Source organism: Pseudomonas sp. KH_027, from assembly GCF_057838565.1.
Genome location: NZ_CM174470.1, coordinates 3,102,952 through 3,117,417, shown reverse-complemented (window position 1 = coordinate 3,117,417; position 14,466 = coordinate 3,102,952). Strand labels below are relative to the sequence as shown.

The 14,466-nt window shown below is 63.6% G+C and carries 12 protein-coding genes; 6 read left to right on the top strand and 6 right to left on the bottom strand.

The features are described from left to right. Positions 1-244: 244 nt before the first annotated feature. Positions 245-403, bottom strand: coding sequence for a DUF3309 family protein (locus AC3IYG_RS14630; RefSeq protein ID WP_489309550.1), 159 nt, complete (start codon positions 401-403; stop codon positions 245-247). A gap of 252 nt (positions 404-655) precedes the next feature. Here AC3IYG_RS14630 and AC3IYG_RS14625 point away from each other — a divergent pair, with 252 nt between their 5' ends. The 6 genes from AC3IYG_RS14625 (at position 656) to AC3IYG_RS14600 (ending at position 5,958) form a co-directional block, all read left to right on the top strand. Next, entirely contained in the window at positions 656-1,027 is a 372-nt protein-coding gene (locus tag AC3IYG_RS14625; RefSeq protein ID WP_489309549.1) for a DUF2784 domain-containing protein, read from the top strand. Between the two features lie 112 nt (positions 1,028-1,139). After that, positions 1,140-1,949 (top strand): SDR family oxidoreductase, encoded by an 810-nt coding sequence (locus AC3IYG_RS14620; protein ID WP_489309547.1) that lies wholly within the window; start codon positions 1,140-1,142, stop codon positions 1,947-1,949. Positions 1,950-2,063: 114 nt separating this feature from the next. Further along, on the top strand, positions 2,064-3,227 hold the full coding sequence (locus AC3IYG_RS14615; RefSeq protein WP_489309546.1) for an MFS transporter: 1,164 nt from the start codon (positions 2,064-2,066) through the stop codon (positions 3,225-3,227). 235 nt (positions 3,228-3,462) lie between these two features. Beyond that, positions 3,463-4,935: an inorganic phosphate transporter gene (locus tag AC3IYG_RS14610; RefSeq protein ID WP_489309544.1), complete on the top strand. Its 1,473-nt coding sequence runs from the start codon at positions 3,463-3,465 to the stop codon at positions 4,933-4,935. 200 nt (positions 4,936-5,135) lie between these two features. Continuing rightward, positions 5,136-5,564, top strand: a complete 429-nt coding sequence (locus AC3IYG_RS14605) for a hypothetical protein (protein ID WP_489309542.1) — start codon at positions 5,136-5,138, stop codon at positions 5,562-5,564. A gap of 61 nt (positions 5,565-5,625) precedes the next feature. Continuing rightward, on the top strand, positions 5,626-5,958 hold the full coding sequence (locus AC3IYG_RS14600; protein WP_489309540.1) for a YnfA family protein: 333 nt from the start codon (positions 5,626-5,628) through the stop codon (positions 5,956-5,958). Between the two features lie 32 nt (positions 5,959-5,990). On the opposite strand, the gene AC3IYG_RS14595 is transcribed toward AC3IYG_RS14600, so the two are convergent. From AC3IYG_RS14595 to AC3IYG_RS14575, 5 genes are all read right to left on the bottom strand, one after another. Then, on the bottom strand, positions 5,991-6,221 hold the full coding sequence (locus AC3IYG_RS14595; RefSeq protein WP_489309538.1) for a YheU family protein: 231 nt from the start codon (positions 6,219-6,221) through the stop codon (positions 5,991-5,993). A 131-nt stretch (positions 6,222-6,352) separates the two neighbouring features. Beyond that, on the bottom strand, positions 6,353-9,109 hold the full coding sequence (locus AC3IYG_RS14590) for a hybrid sensor histidine kinase/response regulator (RefSeq protein ID WP_489309536.1): 2,757 nt from the start codon (positions 9,107-9,109) through the stop codon (positions 6,353-6,355). 89 nt (positions 9,110-9,198) lie between these two features. Continuing rightward, positions 9,199-10,389 carry an osmoprotectant NAGGN system M42 family peptidase gene (locus tag AC3IYG_RS14585; protein WP_489309534.1) on the bottom strand — a complete coding sequence of 397 codons (1,191 nt, stop codon included), beginning with the start codon at positions 10,387-10,389 and terminating at the stop codon, positions 9,199-9,201. 105 nt (positions 10,390-10,494) lie between these two features. Then, positions 10,495-12,234, bottom strand: coding sequence for an N-acetylglutaminylglutamine synthetase (ngg, locus tag AC3IYG_RS14580; RefSeq protein WP_489309532.1), 1,740 nt, complete (start codon positions 12,232-12,234; stop codon positions 10,495-10,497). A gap of 54 nt (positions 12,235-12,288) precedes the next feature. Then, entirely contained in the window at positions 12,289-14,058 is a 1,770-nt protein-coding gene (locus AC3IYG_RS14575; protein ID WP_489309530.1) for an N-acetylglutaminylglutamine amidotransferase, read from the bottom strand. Positions 14,059-14,466: the final 408 nt, after the last annotated feature.

Genomic DNA, 14,466 nt, shown 5'->3' with positions numbered 1-14,466 from the left:
TACCTGTTGCGCCACACTGCTCTTGGCCGGGGCACTCGCCTGCGCTGCTCAGCGTGCACGGTGGATCCCCGCGTTCGCGAGGATGACGGCGCAAGGCAAGCCTTTGCGCCAACCTCGTCATTCCCGCGAAGGCGGGAATCCAGTGGGCGCATCGAGCGCTTAACCTGGGCAGCCAGCAACATTTGACTACGACATAGCTAATAAAAAGCCCCGCTCGTGCGGGGCCGCTGAGTGCAGTGCCCGGCTACATTTTGCCGAGCAATACCCGTATCAAAATAACTATCAATACAGTGCCGAGAAGCCCGGAAGGACCATAACCCCAACTTCTGGAGTGAGGGAACACGGGCAGACCGCCTACCAGGAGAAGAATCAGTACCACGATCAGGATCGTGCTCAGGCCCATGGTCGAACTCCTTTTGCAGAACCTTTCGATAAAACTTCCAGAACCGGCTATCGAGCTGCATGTTCCGCGATGGCTTCGTCTGGAATATTAGACTGTAGCGATGGGTAATGAAGCGGCTGAACATCCCGACCTCTGATCGATAGGCGGTTAATCCACTCGCCGAGACATGGCCGGTTTGGTTTTACCTGCTGCTCTTGCGGTTTAATAAAGTGTTATTCATTGGGTTTTCATAGCGTCTGCCGAGGCTTATGCATGTTCTATCGTTTGGCGGCTGATGCAGTGGTGCTCAGCCACTTGCTGTTCATCGTTTTTGTCCTCTTCGGTGGGTTGCTGGTGCTCAGGTGGCACTGGCTGGCTTGGCTGCATGTGCCGGCGGTGGTCTGGGGCGCGGTGGTGGAGTTCTTTCATCTGTTCTGCCCGCTGACGCCGCTGGAGAACCACCTGCGCCTGGCGGCCGGCGAGTCGGGCTACAGCGGTGGCTTTATCGAGCATTACCTGCTCCCGATCATTTACCCGAGCGGGCTGACGGCACAGTTGCAACTGTGGCTGGGGGCGGTGGTGGTGCTGCTGAATATCCTGGTCTACCTGTGGCTGGGCCTGGTGCTGCGCAAGCGCAGGGGTTGAACGCGGCATCGGTTTGCCTGGGTCATTCAGCAGCCTAATGGTGCGTGGGCTGCACGGGTGCCTTCGCTACACTGCGGCCCAACTACCACCGTACATACAAGGCTGCCTGACTATGCAAAATCGCATGATGATTACCGGCGCGGGTTCCGGCTTGGGTCGCGAAATCGCTCTGCGTTGGGCGCGCGAAGGTTGGCAACTGGCGTTGTCCGACGTCAACGAACCTGGCCTGACAGAAACCCTGCAACTGGTGCGCGCCGCCGGCGGCGATGGTTTCACTTACCGTTGCGATGTGCGCGACTACAGCCAGCTCACCGCCTTGGCCCAGGCCTGCGAAGAGAAGCTGGGCGGCATCGACATCATCGTCAATAACGCCGGTGTGGCTTCCGGCGGCTTCTTCAGCGAATTGTCGCTGGAGGACTGGGATTGGCAGATCGCGATCAACCTGATGGGCGTGGTCAAGGGCTGCAAGGCCTTCCTGCCACTGCTCGAACGCAGCCAGGGCACGATCATCAACGTCGCCTCTATGGCGGCATTGATGCAGGGCCCGGCCATGAGCAACTACAACGTGGCCAAGGCCGGTGTGGTGGCGCTTTCCGAGAGCCTGCTGATCGAGCTCAAACAGCAGCAGGTTGGCGTGCACGTGGTGTGCCCGTCGTTCTTCCAGACCAACCTGATGGACTCCTTCCGTGGCCCGACCCCGGCAATGAAGGCTCAGGTCGGCAAATTGCTGGAAAGCAGCCCGATCAGCGCGACCGATATTGCCGACTACATCTATGAGGCCGTCGCCAAGGGCGAGTTCATGATCCTGCCCCACGAGCAGGGCCGGATGGCCTGGGCGCTGAAGCAAAAGAACCCACAACTGCTCTACGACGAAATGGCCAATATGGCTGACAGGATGCGGGCCAAGAACAAGCAGGCTTAAGGAGATAGTTGTCCATTGGGTCAGCTTAGGTCGGTGTCGGGCTTGCCCCGACGCAGGCCGGGAGAGTAGGGTTGCTGGCCCGGCCGGATTGGCCGCTTGCAGGTTGAAGGCTCTGTGAAACCCGTACCTCGGGCCATGCTCTTGCTGGCTCTGGTGCTGGCGGCGATTAATCTGCGCCCTGGCATCACGTCCCTTGCCCCTCTGATCGAACGCATCGCCAGCGAACTCGCGCTCAGCCGTGGTTTGATCAGCCTGACCACCGCCCTGCCTGTGTTGTGCATGGGCCTGCTGGCTCCGTTGGCACCGCGCCTGGCACTGCGCTTCGGCCTGGAACGTACCATCGCCGCCTGCCTGGGCTTGATCAGTGTGGCCTTGCTGTCGCGCCTTGCCGGGCAGTCGAGCCTGCTGCTGATTGGCAGTGCGATTGTGATCGGTGCCGGCATCGCGATTGCCGGGCCGCTGCTCTCGGGCTTCATAAAGCGCCATTTTGTCGGGCATATCGGGCGGGTAGTGGGTTGGTACTCCTTCGGCATGGCGATTGGCGGCGCATCGGGTGCGGTACTCACTACACCAGCCACCCAGTTGCTGGGCGATCACTGGACCTCGGGCCTGGCGATCTGGGCGCTGCCGGCCCTGCTGGCATTCCTGCTCTGGCTGCGCCTGCCGAATAAAGCCGAAACCGCCGGCGCCGCCAGCACCGGTGGCGGCCTACCGTGGGGCGAACCGCGGGCCTGGCTGATCACCGGGTTTTTCGCCATCCAGGCCGGCCTGTTCTATGCCTTGGCCACCTGGCTGGTGGCGCGTTATCACGAGGCCGGCTTCACCCTGTTGCACAGCAATGCACTGTTCAGCACCTCCATGCTGGTCGGCGTGCCCAGTGCCTTTCTGTTGCCCTGGTTGGCGCAGCGGTTCGACAACCGCTATCAGTTGCTCCTGCTGTGCGGGCTGTGCTCGACCCTGTGCCTGGGCATGATCACTTTCATTCCGGACTGGATGCCCGAGCTTTGCGCGATGTTGCTGGGTTTTGCGCTGAGTGGCTCCTTCGCCCTGTCGCTGGTATTGCCACTGTACGAAGCGCATACGCCGTTGGCTGTCAGCCGCTGGACCGCGATGATGCTCTGTGCCGGTTACAGCCTGGGCAGCCTGACCCCGATCCTGGCCGGCTTGGGGCGCGATCTGTCCGGCGATTATCGGTTGCCTTTTATCGTGCTGACGGGCCTGGCATTGCTGATGAGCGGCCTTGCCTGGGGCTTGCGCCCACGGCCAGGCAAGGTGTGAGGCCAGACTGGCCGCTGCTGCGTTTTTAGCGCTTTAGCGTCCCCGGACGCCGAGCCTTCGAAGCGTTTGCGCTGCGGCCTATCGGTGCGGCAAAAACTTGTGTTTTAGAGCGCTTGCCTTTGTAAAGCCGCTGGTTAGTGGGCCGGCCAGGGCGACCTGTCAGCAGTTTGTGGATTTGTTCGCTGGCTTTATCTGGCATAATCGCGCCCCCTTCAGTTCCGGTCATAAAACCGTCATGTTCGAATTCTTCAGCGGGCTTGATGCCTGGGTCGTCGTGAGCTTGCTGCTTGCCCTGGCCTTTGTTCTCACTTTCGAGTTCATCAATGGCTTTCATGACACCGCCAACGCGGTAGCTACGGTCATCTATACCAAAGCCATGCCGCCGCACCTGGCCGTGATGCTTTCCGGTCTGTTCAACTTCCTTGGCGTGCTGCTCGGCGGCGTAGGCGTGGCGTATGCCATCGTCCACCTGTTGCCGGTGGAGTTGTTGATCAACGTCAACACCGGGCACGGGTTGGCAATGGTCTTCTCGCTGCTCGCCGCCGCGATTGCCTGGAACCTGGGCACCTGGTATTTCGGCATTCCGGCGTCCAGTTCGCACACCCTGATCGGCTCGATCCTCGGGGTCGGCCTGGCCAATGCGCTGATTACCGATATCCCGCTGGCGGATGGGGTCAACTGGCAGAAGGCGATCGATATCGCGATGTCCCTGATCGCGTCGCCGCTCGCCGGTTTCCTGGTCGCGGCGCTGTTGCTGCTGGCCCTGAAGTGGTGGCGACCGCTGTCGAAGATGCACAAGACGCCCGAGCAACGTCGCGAGTTGGATGACAAGAAGCATCCGCCGTTCTGGAATCGCCTGGTACTGGTGCTTTCGGCCATGGGCGTGAGCTTCGTGCATGGCTCCAACGACGGGCAGAAGGGTATTGGTCTGATCATGCTGGTGCTGATCGGCATTGTGCCGAGCCACTTCGTGCTGGACCTCAACAGCACCACCTACCAGATCGAACGCACCCGCGATGCGACCCTGCACCTCAGCCAGTTCTATCAGCGCAACAGTGGCACCCTCAGCGAGTTCCTGGCCCTGGGTAAGATCAACGGTTCGGATATGCCCGACCTGTTCCGCTGCAACCCGCAGCAGACCGAGTCGACCATCGCCGCACTGCTCAAGGACCTGAATGGCGTCGACGACTACCATAGCCTGGCGGCCGACACGCGGATCCAGGTGCGCCGTTACCTGCTCTGCCTGGATGACACCGCGAAGAAAGTCGGCAAGCTCGCCGGCTTGGCTTCGCGTGAGAAGGCTGACCTGGAAAAACTGCGCAAAGACCTGACCGCCACCACCGAATACTCGCCGTTCTGGGTCATCCTGGCGGTTGCCCTGGCCTTGGGTATCGGCACCATGGTCGGTTGGAAGCGGGTGGTGCTGACCATCGGCGAGAAGATCGGCAAACAGGGCATGACTTACGCCCAGGGTATGTCGGCACAGATCACCGCGGCCTGCGCGATTGGCCTGGCCAACGTCTTCAGCCTGCCGGTGTCGACCACCCATGTGTTGTCCTCGGGTGTCGCCGGCACCATGATCGCCAACAAGAGCGGCCTGCAAGGCGGCACCGTGCGCAACATCCTGCTGGCCTGGGTGTTGACCTTGCCGACGACCATGGCATTGTCGGCTGGCCTGTTCTGGCTGGCGACCCGCTTTGTTGGCTGAGTCGATGCAGTGAAAAAAGCCTCGCCTTGTGCGGGGCTTTTTTATCGGTGTGGCGGCCTGTTTTGCAGCGTTTTCAGTGATCCAACCCGCTGATTGAGCGGCTACTGCGCCGGGCATCGGCAAATCGCGCTATAAGGCTGAGGTTTCGTCAGCCCTCTGGCCTGTGTTAGAAGGCTGCCTTCATTTTCTGGAGTGCCCGCGTGGAGTCCGAATCCATCGTCTATGGCTGTATCCGCGACTGGCCGTCTGCCGACGCGGAGCAACTACGCCTGCGCCGGGCAACCAACCACCGCGAGCTGAATGCGTTACCGGCTGGCGAGGCCTGGCCGTTTCTCGGACGGGAGATGTTTTCCTTTTGTGCGCAGCCGGAGCAAGGCTTGTACCAGACCCAGGTGATCCACTTCGGCGCCAGCTACCGTGCGGTCGAGTACGAGTGGAGCCTGTGGGTCGAGCAGTTCGAGGTGTTGCTCAAGCGTTTGTACTGGGGCAGTGCGGTGGTGCATCTGGAAACCGAGCTGAACGGCACCCATACCTTTCGCTGGGAGTCCGAGCAGGGTTTTCACAGCCCCCGGGAAGATGGCCTGCGCGTGCGTTGTGCCTGGGAGCGTGAGGGCGGTTTGCGCGGCTAGGACGAAACAGTCGGGAGCCTGTGCCAGGCCTTTGTGTTGCAATCAATCGAGACGGCTGTCGATGCTCAACTACCTGTGGTTTTTCCTCGCGGCCCTGTTCGAGATTGCCGGCTGCTATGCCTTCTGGCTGTGGCTGCGGATGGATAAGAGCGCCTGGTGGCTGGTGCCTGGCTTGTGCAGCCTGGTGCTCTTCGCCGTGCTGTTGACCCGCGTCGAAGCGGCCTATGCCGGGCGGGCTTACGCGGCCTATGGCGGCATCTATATCGTGGCCTCGTTGTTCTGGCTGGGCGTGATCGAGCGGGCGCGGCCGTTGGCCACTGACTGGCTGGGGGCGGCGGTCTGCGTACTGGGTGCGCTGATCATTCTGCTCGGGCCGCGTTTTTCGCCAGCTTGAGCGGCCAGCCTATCCAGGCGGCCAGTGGCTGCTCAGGGCTCCAGCCATTCGCGCGGTACGTCGCGCTTCATCGCCAGTTGGCATTGTTCGCTTTCCGGGTCGAACACGATCACCGCTTCGCCTTTGTCCAGTGCGCGGCGAACCCGTAAAACCCGGGTTTCCAATGGGGTCTCATCGCCATTGTCGGTACCGTCACGGGTGACGAAGTCCTCGATCAGGCGGGTGAGGGTGTCGGCTTCTAACAACTGCTGGGGGATTAACACGGGGCACTTCTCCTGAACGCCTGGCGATAGTAACGCGCTGGAGCGTCGAGGTCGTGTCGAACTGGCGACGATCATGTGCAGGCCCCTAGCGCCTGTTCAGGCGCTTTGCGCGATAGGGGCGAGCTTCGCTGCTAGCCGGAGGTGTCCAGCGGCTGGCTCAGCAGGTAGCGATCCAGTGTGCTGAAGAGCAGCTTGCTGTCCAGCGGCTTGCCGAGGAAGTCATCCATGCCGGCGTCGGTGCCATGCTGACGGTGTTCATCGAGGATGTGCGCGGTCAGCGCGACTATCGGCACCGCTGGCAGTTGCTTGTGGCGTTCCAGGCGGCGGATCTGCCGGGTGGCCTCGAAGCCATCCATCTCGGGCATCTCGCAGTCCATCAGGATCAGTTGGATGGCGGCGGGGTCGCGGTTGTATTCGTTGACGGCCTCCAGGCCGTTGGTCACCAGGCGCACGCTGTAGCCGCGCCTCTTCAAAAACCCCTGCACCACCAATTGGTTGGTCGGGTTGTCCTCGGCAACCAGGATGCATGGCGTCGCACCCTCCACCTTGCGCGTTTCGCCAGTTGCCGGGCGCACTGCTGGCCGCTGTTCCTGGTAAAGCTCCAACAGCGCTTCGCGCAAGGGCGTCACGGCCACCGGCTGGGCCAGGTTGAGCAGGCGCAGGCCGTCGCTGGCCGGCAGTTGCTGGCACTGTTCGGGCGGGCACAGCAGCAGCACCCGCTGGCCGGGTTGCAGGTGTGGGCGCAGCGAGTCGAGCCAGTGCACGACGCTGCCAGGCCAGGGCGCCATCAGCACCAGCAGCGGGGAGACGGCGAAATCGTCGAGGTAATCGTGCAGGCGCTGCGGGTCCTGGCAGCGCTCGGTGCGCATCCCCCAGCGCCCGAGCAGCCGGCTGAGGGCGTCGAGGCCCAGGCCGTCCAGCGAGGTGATCAGGGCGGTGTGGCCTTTGAGCAACCGGCCCAACTCATCCGTCACTTCGCCGTCATCGGGCAAGGCGATATCGAACGCGAAGCGGGTGCCCTGGCCAGGCGTGCTGTGCACCTGGATATGGCCGCCCATCATCTCCACCAGCTCTTTACTGATGGCCAGGCCTAGGCCGCTGCCGCCATAGCGGCGGGTGGTGCTGGAATCGCCCTGGGCGAAGGACTCGAACAGTTGCGCCTGGGCCGCAGCGGGAATGCCGATGCCACTGTCGCTGACGGCGAAGATCAGGTGCATGGCGCCATTGCTGTCGCTGCGGCGACAGACGTTGACGGCCACATGCCCTTCGGCGGTGAACTTCAGGGCATTGCTCAAGAGGTTCATCAGTACCTGTTTCAGCCGCGTCGGATCACCGTGGATACGGTGCGGCACGCCGCCTTCGAGGCTGATGTAGAGGCGCAGGCGCTTCTCCAGGGCCTGGGCGGTGAACAGGCTGAGGGTGTCGGAGAGCAGCGCTTCGAGGTCGAATTCGATGTGTTCCAGGTTCAGTTTGCCGGACTCGATCCGCGCGTAGTCGAGTATGTCGTTGATTACCGCCATCAACGAACTGCCCGAGCTGGCGATGGTGTCGACATAGAACCGCTGGCTGCGGTCCAGCGGCGTGCTCTTGAGCAGTTGCAGCATGCCCAGCACACCGTTCAGCGGTGTGCGGATCTCATGGCTCATCTTGGCCAGGAAGCGGCTCTTGGCCTTGTTCTCGATCTCCGCTTGCTCGGCGGCCTGACGTGAGCGGAAGCCCTCTTCCTTGAGCAGGTTGATCCGGTCGGCCAGGCCGATGGAGAGGGTGATCAGCTCGATCGTGACGCCGATCTTCACCGCGGTGGCGCCGAAGATGCCGAAGATCTCGATGCCCAGCGAACCGGTGGTTGCCTGGATGAAGGCGAACAGCAGGATGCCCCACGCCAGGGTGTAGTAGGAGCCATAGCGCACGCCCCGGCGCCAGACGTACAGGCCGGTCAGCAGCAACATCAGCGATACGGCGGAGACGGTGATACTGGCGAGGATGTTCCAGATCTGCAGGCCGATTATGGGTACCGAGAGCAGGCAGGCGATGGTCAGCAGCATCACCCCGCGCAGTGCCAGGTCGAGTTTCGGGAAGAACTGCTTGGCATGGAGGAAATGCCGGCTGAACTGCACGGCCGTCAGGCAATGCAGGTACATGAGGATGTAGATGCTCACCGACTGGAAGGCCACGTGCTCGGGCAGCAGCTTGAACAGCATGCCGTCGAAGCAGGCGGCCAGCAGGCCGACATTGAGGTTGTAGGCCAGGTACCAGAGGTAGGCCGACTCGCGTAGCGAGATATAGAGAAACAGGTTGTAGCAGAACATGGCGAACAGCACGCCGTAGAAGGCGCCGTTGAACCCCATGAGGTTTTCTTGGGCAGCGGCGCTGGCGCCGTAGGTGCTGAAGTACAGCGGCATGAAAATGGTGCTGGTGCTTTCGACGCGAATCAGCAGGGTGTTGCTGCCCGGCGGGATAGCCACTGGGAACCAGAAATTGCGCACCTGTACCTGCCGTTGTGCGAAGGCGAAATGGTCGCCGCTCTCCTGCGACTGCAGGCGGCCGTCGGCTGTGAGCAAGTAGAGCCGCACGTTGTCGAGCAGTGGGTAGTTGACCTCGATATAGCCGCCCAGATCATGGTCGCGGCTGTTCAGCAGCGGCACCTTGAACCACCAGGTCGAGCTGTTCTTGCCGAGGTTGGCCTTGTCGCCTTTGAGCGCCTGGAAGGCCGTATCGGGCAAAGCCTGGACGTGCTCGAGGGCGAAGCTGCCGTGGGGGTCTTCGAGGTACCCCATGTAGGGGCCGAGCGACAGGCGCAGATCATCCTGATCCAGAGGTGCAGGCAGCCAGGCCCAGGCCTGCCCGGTGAGCACGAGCAGCAGCAATGCCAGACAGATTCGAGGCATCCGCAAACCTCATTTTTATTATATGGAGGGGAAAACGCTACGGCCCCCTCATCATTGGTCTGGCACTGTGCCCGGATGCCGTGCGGCCTTCAAGTGTCGTTTTCGCGCTGGCCGATCAGGCTGTCGACGGCCGGCACGCGGGTTTCGCTTTCCATCTGCGCATCGTGCTCGATCTGGTGGCTGAAACGCTCCAGCGAGCCCTGGGCCGGTTGTGCGTCGCTGGCAAATACCGGTGGGCTGAGCATGTAGGCGCCGAGCAGGCGGCTGAGGCTGGCCAGGCTGTCGAGGTGGGTGCGTTCATAGCCGTGGGTCGCGTCGCAGCCAAAGGCCAGCAGGGCGGTGCGGATGTCGTGGCCGGCGGTGACGGCCGACTGCGCATCGCTGTGGTAATAACGGAACAGGTCGCGGCGCACCGGGATCTCGTGCTGCGCCGCCAGGCGCAGCAAGTGGCGGGACAGGTGATAGTCGTAAGGCCCGCTGGAGTCCTGCATGGCGACGCTGACCGAGTGTTCGCTGGATTGCTGACCGGGCGCCACGGGGGCAATGTCGATGCCGACGAACTCGCTGACATCCCAGGGCAGCGCCGCGGCGGCACCGGAGCCGACTTCCTCGGTGATGGTGAACAGCGGATGGCAGTCGATCGGCGGTTCGATGCCACTCTCGACCAGCGCCTTGAGTGCGGTCAGCAGGGCCGCCACGCCAGCCTTGTCGTCCAGGTGGCGGGCGCTGATATGACCGCTGTCGGTGAACTCCGGCAGGGGGTCGAAGGCGATGAAGTCGCCGACGGCGATACCCAGGGCTTCGCACTCGTTGCGGCTGCTGCTGTGGGCGTCCAGGCGCAGCTCGACGTGATCCCAGCTGATCGGCATCTGGTCCACCTCGGTGTTGAAGGCGTGCCCGGAAGCCAGCAGCGGTAGAACGCTGCCACGGATGACGCCGGTTTCGGTGAAGACGCTGACCCGGCTACCTTCGGCGAAACGGCTGGACCAGTGACCGACTGCGGCGAGGCTCAGGCGCCCGTTGTCCTGCACCGCGCGGACGATCGCGCCGATGGTGTCGAGGTGCGCGGAAACCGCGCGGTCCGGGCTGCTCTGTCGGCCTTTGAGGGTGGCGCGGATGGTGCCGCGGCGGGTCAGCTCGAAGGGGATGCCGAGCTCCTCCAGGCGTTCGGCGACGTAACGCACGATGGTGTCGGTAAAGCCGGTCGGGCTGGGGATGGCGAGCATCTCCAGCAGCACCCGGCGCAGGTACAGCAGATCGGGTTCCGGGAGTTTGGACATGAGGTCTCCTTGGCGCCTGTGTGGGCGATTGAGTGGTTGCCGGAGCGAGCAGCAGCGCATGCAAGCGCGGCTACCGGCGTGGCCCGCCCCGTGTGGCGAAAGGCCTCAGCCGGGCATCTGGCTGAGCGGGAAGAGCAAATCGATAAAACGTTCGGCGGTCGGCTGCGGTTCGTGGTTGGCCAGGCCGGCGCGCTCGTTGGCTTCGATGAACACATGTTCGGGTTGGTCGGCGGCCGGCACCAGCAGGTCGAGGCCGACTACCGGGATATCCAGCGCCCGGGCCGCGCGCACGGCCGCCTCGCTCAGCGCCGGATGCAGGCACTCGGTGACATCCTCCAGGGTGCCGCCGGTGTGCAGGTTGGCCGTATGGCGTACCGCCAGGTGCTGGCCGGCGGGCAGCACGCTGTCGTAGTCGAAGCCGGCGCTGCGTAAGGTGCGATGGGTTTCGGCATCCAGCGGAATGCGGCTTTCGCCAGCGGTGGCGGCTTGACGGCGACGGCTTTGTGCTTCGATCAGCGCGCCGATGCTGTGGCAACCATCGCCGACCACTTCGGCGGGGTGACGGATGGCGGCGGCCACCACCTCGAAGCCGATCACCAGGATGCGCAGATCCTGGCCAGGGTGAAAGCTTTCCAGCAGTACCCGGCTGTCGAAGGTGCGCGCGTGCTCAATGGCCTCGGCCAGTTCTTTGGCGTTGCGCAGGTCGACCGCCACGCCATTGCCCTGTTCTCCGTCCACCGGTTTGACTACGAGGCTGCCGTGTTCGGCGAGAAACGCCGCATTGGCCTCGGCGCTGCCGGCCAGTTGCTGGGCCGGCAATTGCAGGCCGGCGTGGGCCAGGGCGCGATGGGTCAGGCGCTTGTCCTGGCAGAGGGTCATGCTCACGGCACTGGTCAGGTCGCTCAACGATTCGCGGCAACGCAGCCGGCGGCCGCCGTGGCAGAGGGTGAAGAGCCCGGCCTCGGCATCGTCGACCTGCACCTCGATACCACGGCGGCGCGCCTCGTCGACGATGATTCGCGCGTAGGGGTTGAGCCCGGCTTCGGGGCCGGGGCCAAGGAACAGTATTTCGTTGATGCCATTCTTGCGCTTGAGGGTGAAGGTGGCCAGATCGCGAAACCCGAGCTTGGCATACAGGTGCTTGGCCTGCTGGTTGTCGTGCAGCACCGACAGGTCCAGGTAGCCGAGCCCGCGGCTCATGAAGTGCTCGATCAGATGGCGCACCAGCACCTCACCGACGCCCGGCCGTGTGCAGGTGGGCGCCACGGCCAGGCACCAGAGGCTGCTGCCGTTGTCCGGGTCGCTAAAGGCTTTGCGATGGTTGAGGCCCATCATGGCGCCAATCACCGTGCCGCTGTCTTCGTCCTCCGCCAGCCAGTACTCGGGGCCGCCCGCCTCGCGAGGGGTGAGGCGCGCCGGGTCGACCGGCAACATGCCGCGCAATTGGTACAGCTGGTTGATTGCCTGCCAGTCTTCGGCATTCTGCGCCCGCCGCACCCGATAGCCACGAAAGCCACGGTGCGCCGGCCGGTAGTCGCTGAACCACAGGCGCAGGGTGTCGGAGGGGTCGAGAAACAGCCGTTGCGGGGCCTGGGCCAGCACCTGATGGGGCGCCGCCACATACAGGGCGATGTCGCGCTCGCCAGGTTGCTCGTTGAGCAACTCGCAGGCCAGGGCCTCGGGCGTCGGGTAGGTGTGCCCGATCAGCAAGCGTCCCCAGCCGCAGTGCAGGGCCAATGGCGGGTTGGCGCAGTGGTTGCCGTCTTCGGCGAAGCGCGCCTGCAGGCGCTCGTAGGACGGCGGTTGGCCGCGCAGCAGGCGTTGGTTGTAGGGATGGGCTTTCATGGACGTGTTCTCGGTTGAAATGCGCTTTGCTGGGGCGAGCGGAACCGCCCCGGTTCAAAGGCCCTGTTCACTGAGCCAGAGGTTCAGGGCGGCCAACTGCCAGAGCTTGGAGCCGCGCAACGGCGTGAGCTGGCCCTGGGGATCGCTCAGCAGGCGGTCGAGCATGGCCGGGTTGAACAGGCCACGGTCCTGGCTGGGGTCGAGCAGCAGCTCGCGAACCCAGCCAAGGGTGTTGCCCTGCAGGTGCTTGAGCCCCGGCACCGGGAAATAACCCTTGGGCCGGTCGATCACCGCCGCGGGTATCACCTGCCGGGCGGCTTCCTTGAGAACCTGCTTGCCGCCGTCGGGCAGTTTGAAGCGCCCGGGAATCCTGGCCGAAAGCTCCACCAGGCGGTAGTCGAGGAACGGCGTGCGCGCTTCCAGGCCCCAGGCCATGGTCATGTTGTCGACCCGCTTGACCGGGTCGTCGACCAGCATCACCGTACTGTCCAGGCGCAGGGCCTTGTCCACGGCGGCCTCCGCGCCGGGGCGGGCGAAATGCTCGCGCACATAGTCGCCGGCGCAATCGCCGGTCAGCCAGTGGGGCTGCACGGTGGCGGTATATTCCTCATAGCTGCGGTCGAGAAAGGCGGCACGGTAGGCGGCATACGGATCGCTCGCGCCATCCACCAGCGGATACCAGTGGTAACCGGCGAACAGCTCGTCGGCACCCTGGCCGCTTTGCACCACCTTGCAGTGCTTGGCCACTTCGCGCGACAGCAGATAAAAGGCGATGCAGTCGTGGCTGACCATCGGCTCGCTCATGGCGCGAAAGGCCGCCGGCAGCTGTTCGATGATTTCACGCTCGTTGATCCGCAACTGGTGGTGGCGGGTTCCGTAATGCTGGGCGATCAGGTCGGAATACTGGAACTCGTCGCCACGTTCGCCGCCGGCATCTTCGAAGCCGATGGAAAAGGTCGACAGATCCTCTACCCCGGCTTCGCGCAGCAGGCCGACCAGCAGGCTCGAATCGACGCCGCCGGAGAGCAACACGCCGACATCCACCGCCGCGCGCTGGCGGATCGACACGGCTTCGCGCATGCCGTCGAGTACCCGCTCGCGCCAATCGAGCAGGTCGAACGCTTGTTCCTCGGGGTGCGGGCCGAAGGCCAGGCTCCACCAGGTGTGCTGTTCGCTATGGCCATCGGCGTCGATGCGCAACCAGGTGGCCGGCGGCAGTTTTTCCACTCTGGCGAGCAGCGTGCGCGGCGCCGGCACCACGGCATGGAAATTCAGGTAATGGTTGAGCGCGACCGGGTCCAGCGTGGTGCCGATATCGCCACCCTTGAGCAGCGCCGGCAGGGTCGAGGCAAAACGCAGGCGCTCAGCGGTGCGCGACAGGTACAGCGGCTTGATGCCCAGGCGGTCACGGGCGATGAACAGTTGCTGACGGTCGCGCTCCCAGATGGCGAAGGCGAACATGCCGTTGAGTTTCGGCAGCAAGTCGGCGCCCCAGGCGTGATAGCCCTTGAGCAGCACCTCGGTGTCGCCGCCGGAAAAAAACCGGTAGCCGAGGTTTTCCAGCTCGGTGCGCAGTTCCGGGTAGTTGTAGATCGCGCCGTTGAACGCCAGGCTCAGGCCCAGTTCGCTGTCGATCATCGGTTGGCCCGAGGCGTCGGCCAGGTCCATGATCTTCAGCCGGCGGTGGCCGAGGGCGACCGGTCCCTGGCTGTGAAAGCCGTGGGCGTCGGGGCCGCGCGGGGCCAAATGGTGGGTGATGCGCTCGACCGCAGCGAGGTCGGCGGGGCGCTTATCGAAACGTAGTTCTCCAGCTAGTCCGCACATAGTCCTTACCGGTTATCCGTTGGGGAAAGGGGGGCGCTTTTTATCGGCGCTACTGGAGCAGACAGGCTTATTTTTCTAGAGTTTTAGACGATTAAGGTATAAGTCGGCCGGAGGCTAAGGCTCCAAACCGGTGTTCGCACCCTTCAATTGCGCGGTAATGCCTTTAGAGCGGGGCATTCGGAGGCTGTCGGCCAGGCATTTTCGAGGCATTGGCGGCTGTGTGGTTATGGGTAAATAAAATCGGCTCGCAGGTTTTTGCTGCGGCGAATCGGCTGACTCAGGTTGGGCACTGCGCCGAGGCCGGCGCTTCGAACGCCCGCCGGTCCATCATGTGTTCCAGGGCTTGCGCCAGCAGCAGGGCCCAGGGCTCGGACCGGCCCGCCAGTTGGGCGGGCTGTCGCAGGCGAC

Excerpts from the sequence above, each read along its gene's own strand:
- AC3IYG_RS14600 (WP_489309540.1), top strand. The coding sequence starts at position 5,626 with ATGCTCAACTACCTGTGGTTTTTCCTCGCGGCCCTGTTCGAGATTGCC.
- AC3IYG_RS14585 (WP_489309534.1), bottom strand. The coding sequence starts at position 10,389 with ATGTCCAAACTCCCGGAACCCGATCTGCTGTACCTGCGCCGGGTGCTG.
- AC3IYG_RS14575 (WP_489309530.1), bottom strand. The coding sequence starts at position 14,058 with ATGTGCGGACTAGCTGGAGAACTACGTTTCGATAAGCGCCCCGCCGAC.
- AC3IYG_RS14590 (WP_489309536.1), bottom strand. The coding sequence starts at position 9,109 with ATGCCTCGAATCTGTCTGGCATTGCTGCTGCTCGTGCTCACCGGGCAG.
- AC3IYG_RS14610 (WP_489309544.1), top strand. The coding sequence starts at position 3,463 with ATGTTCGAATTCTTCAGCGGGCTTGATGCCTGGGTCGTCGTGAGCTTG.
- AC3IYG_RS14630 (WP_489309550.1), bottom strand. The coding sequence starts at position 403 with ATGGGCCTGAGCACGATCCTGATCGTGGTACTGATTCTTCTCCTGGTA.
- AC3IYG_RS14625 (WP_489309549.1), top strand. The coding sequence starts at position 656 with ATGTTCTATCGTTTGGCGGCTGATGCAGTGGTGCTCAGCCACTTGCTG.
- AC3IYG_RS14620 (WP_489309547.1), top strand. The coding sequence starts at position 1,140 with ATGCAAAATCGCATGATGATTACCGGCGCGGGTTCCGGCTTGGGTCGC.
- ngg (WP_489309532.1), bottom strand. The coding sequence starts at position 12,234 with ATGAAAGCCCATCCCTACAACCAACGCCTGCTGCGCGGCCAACCGCCG.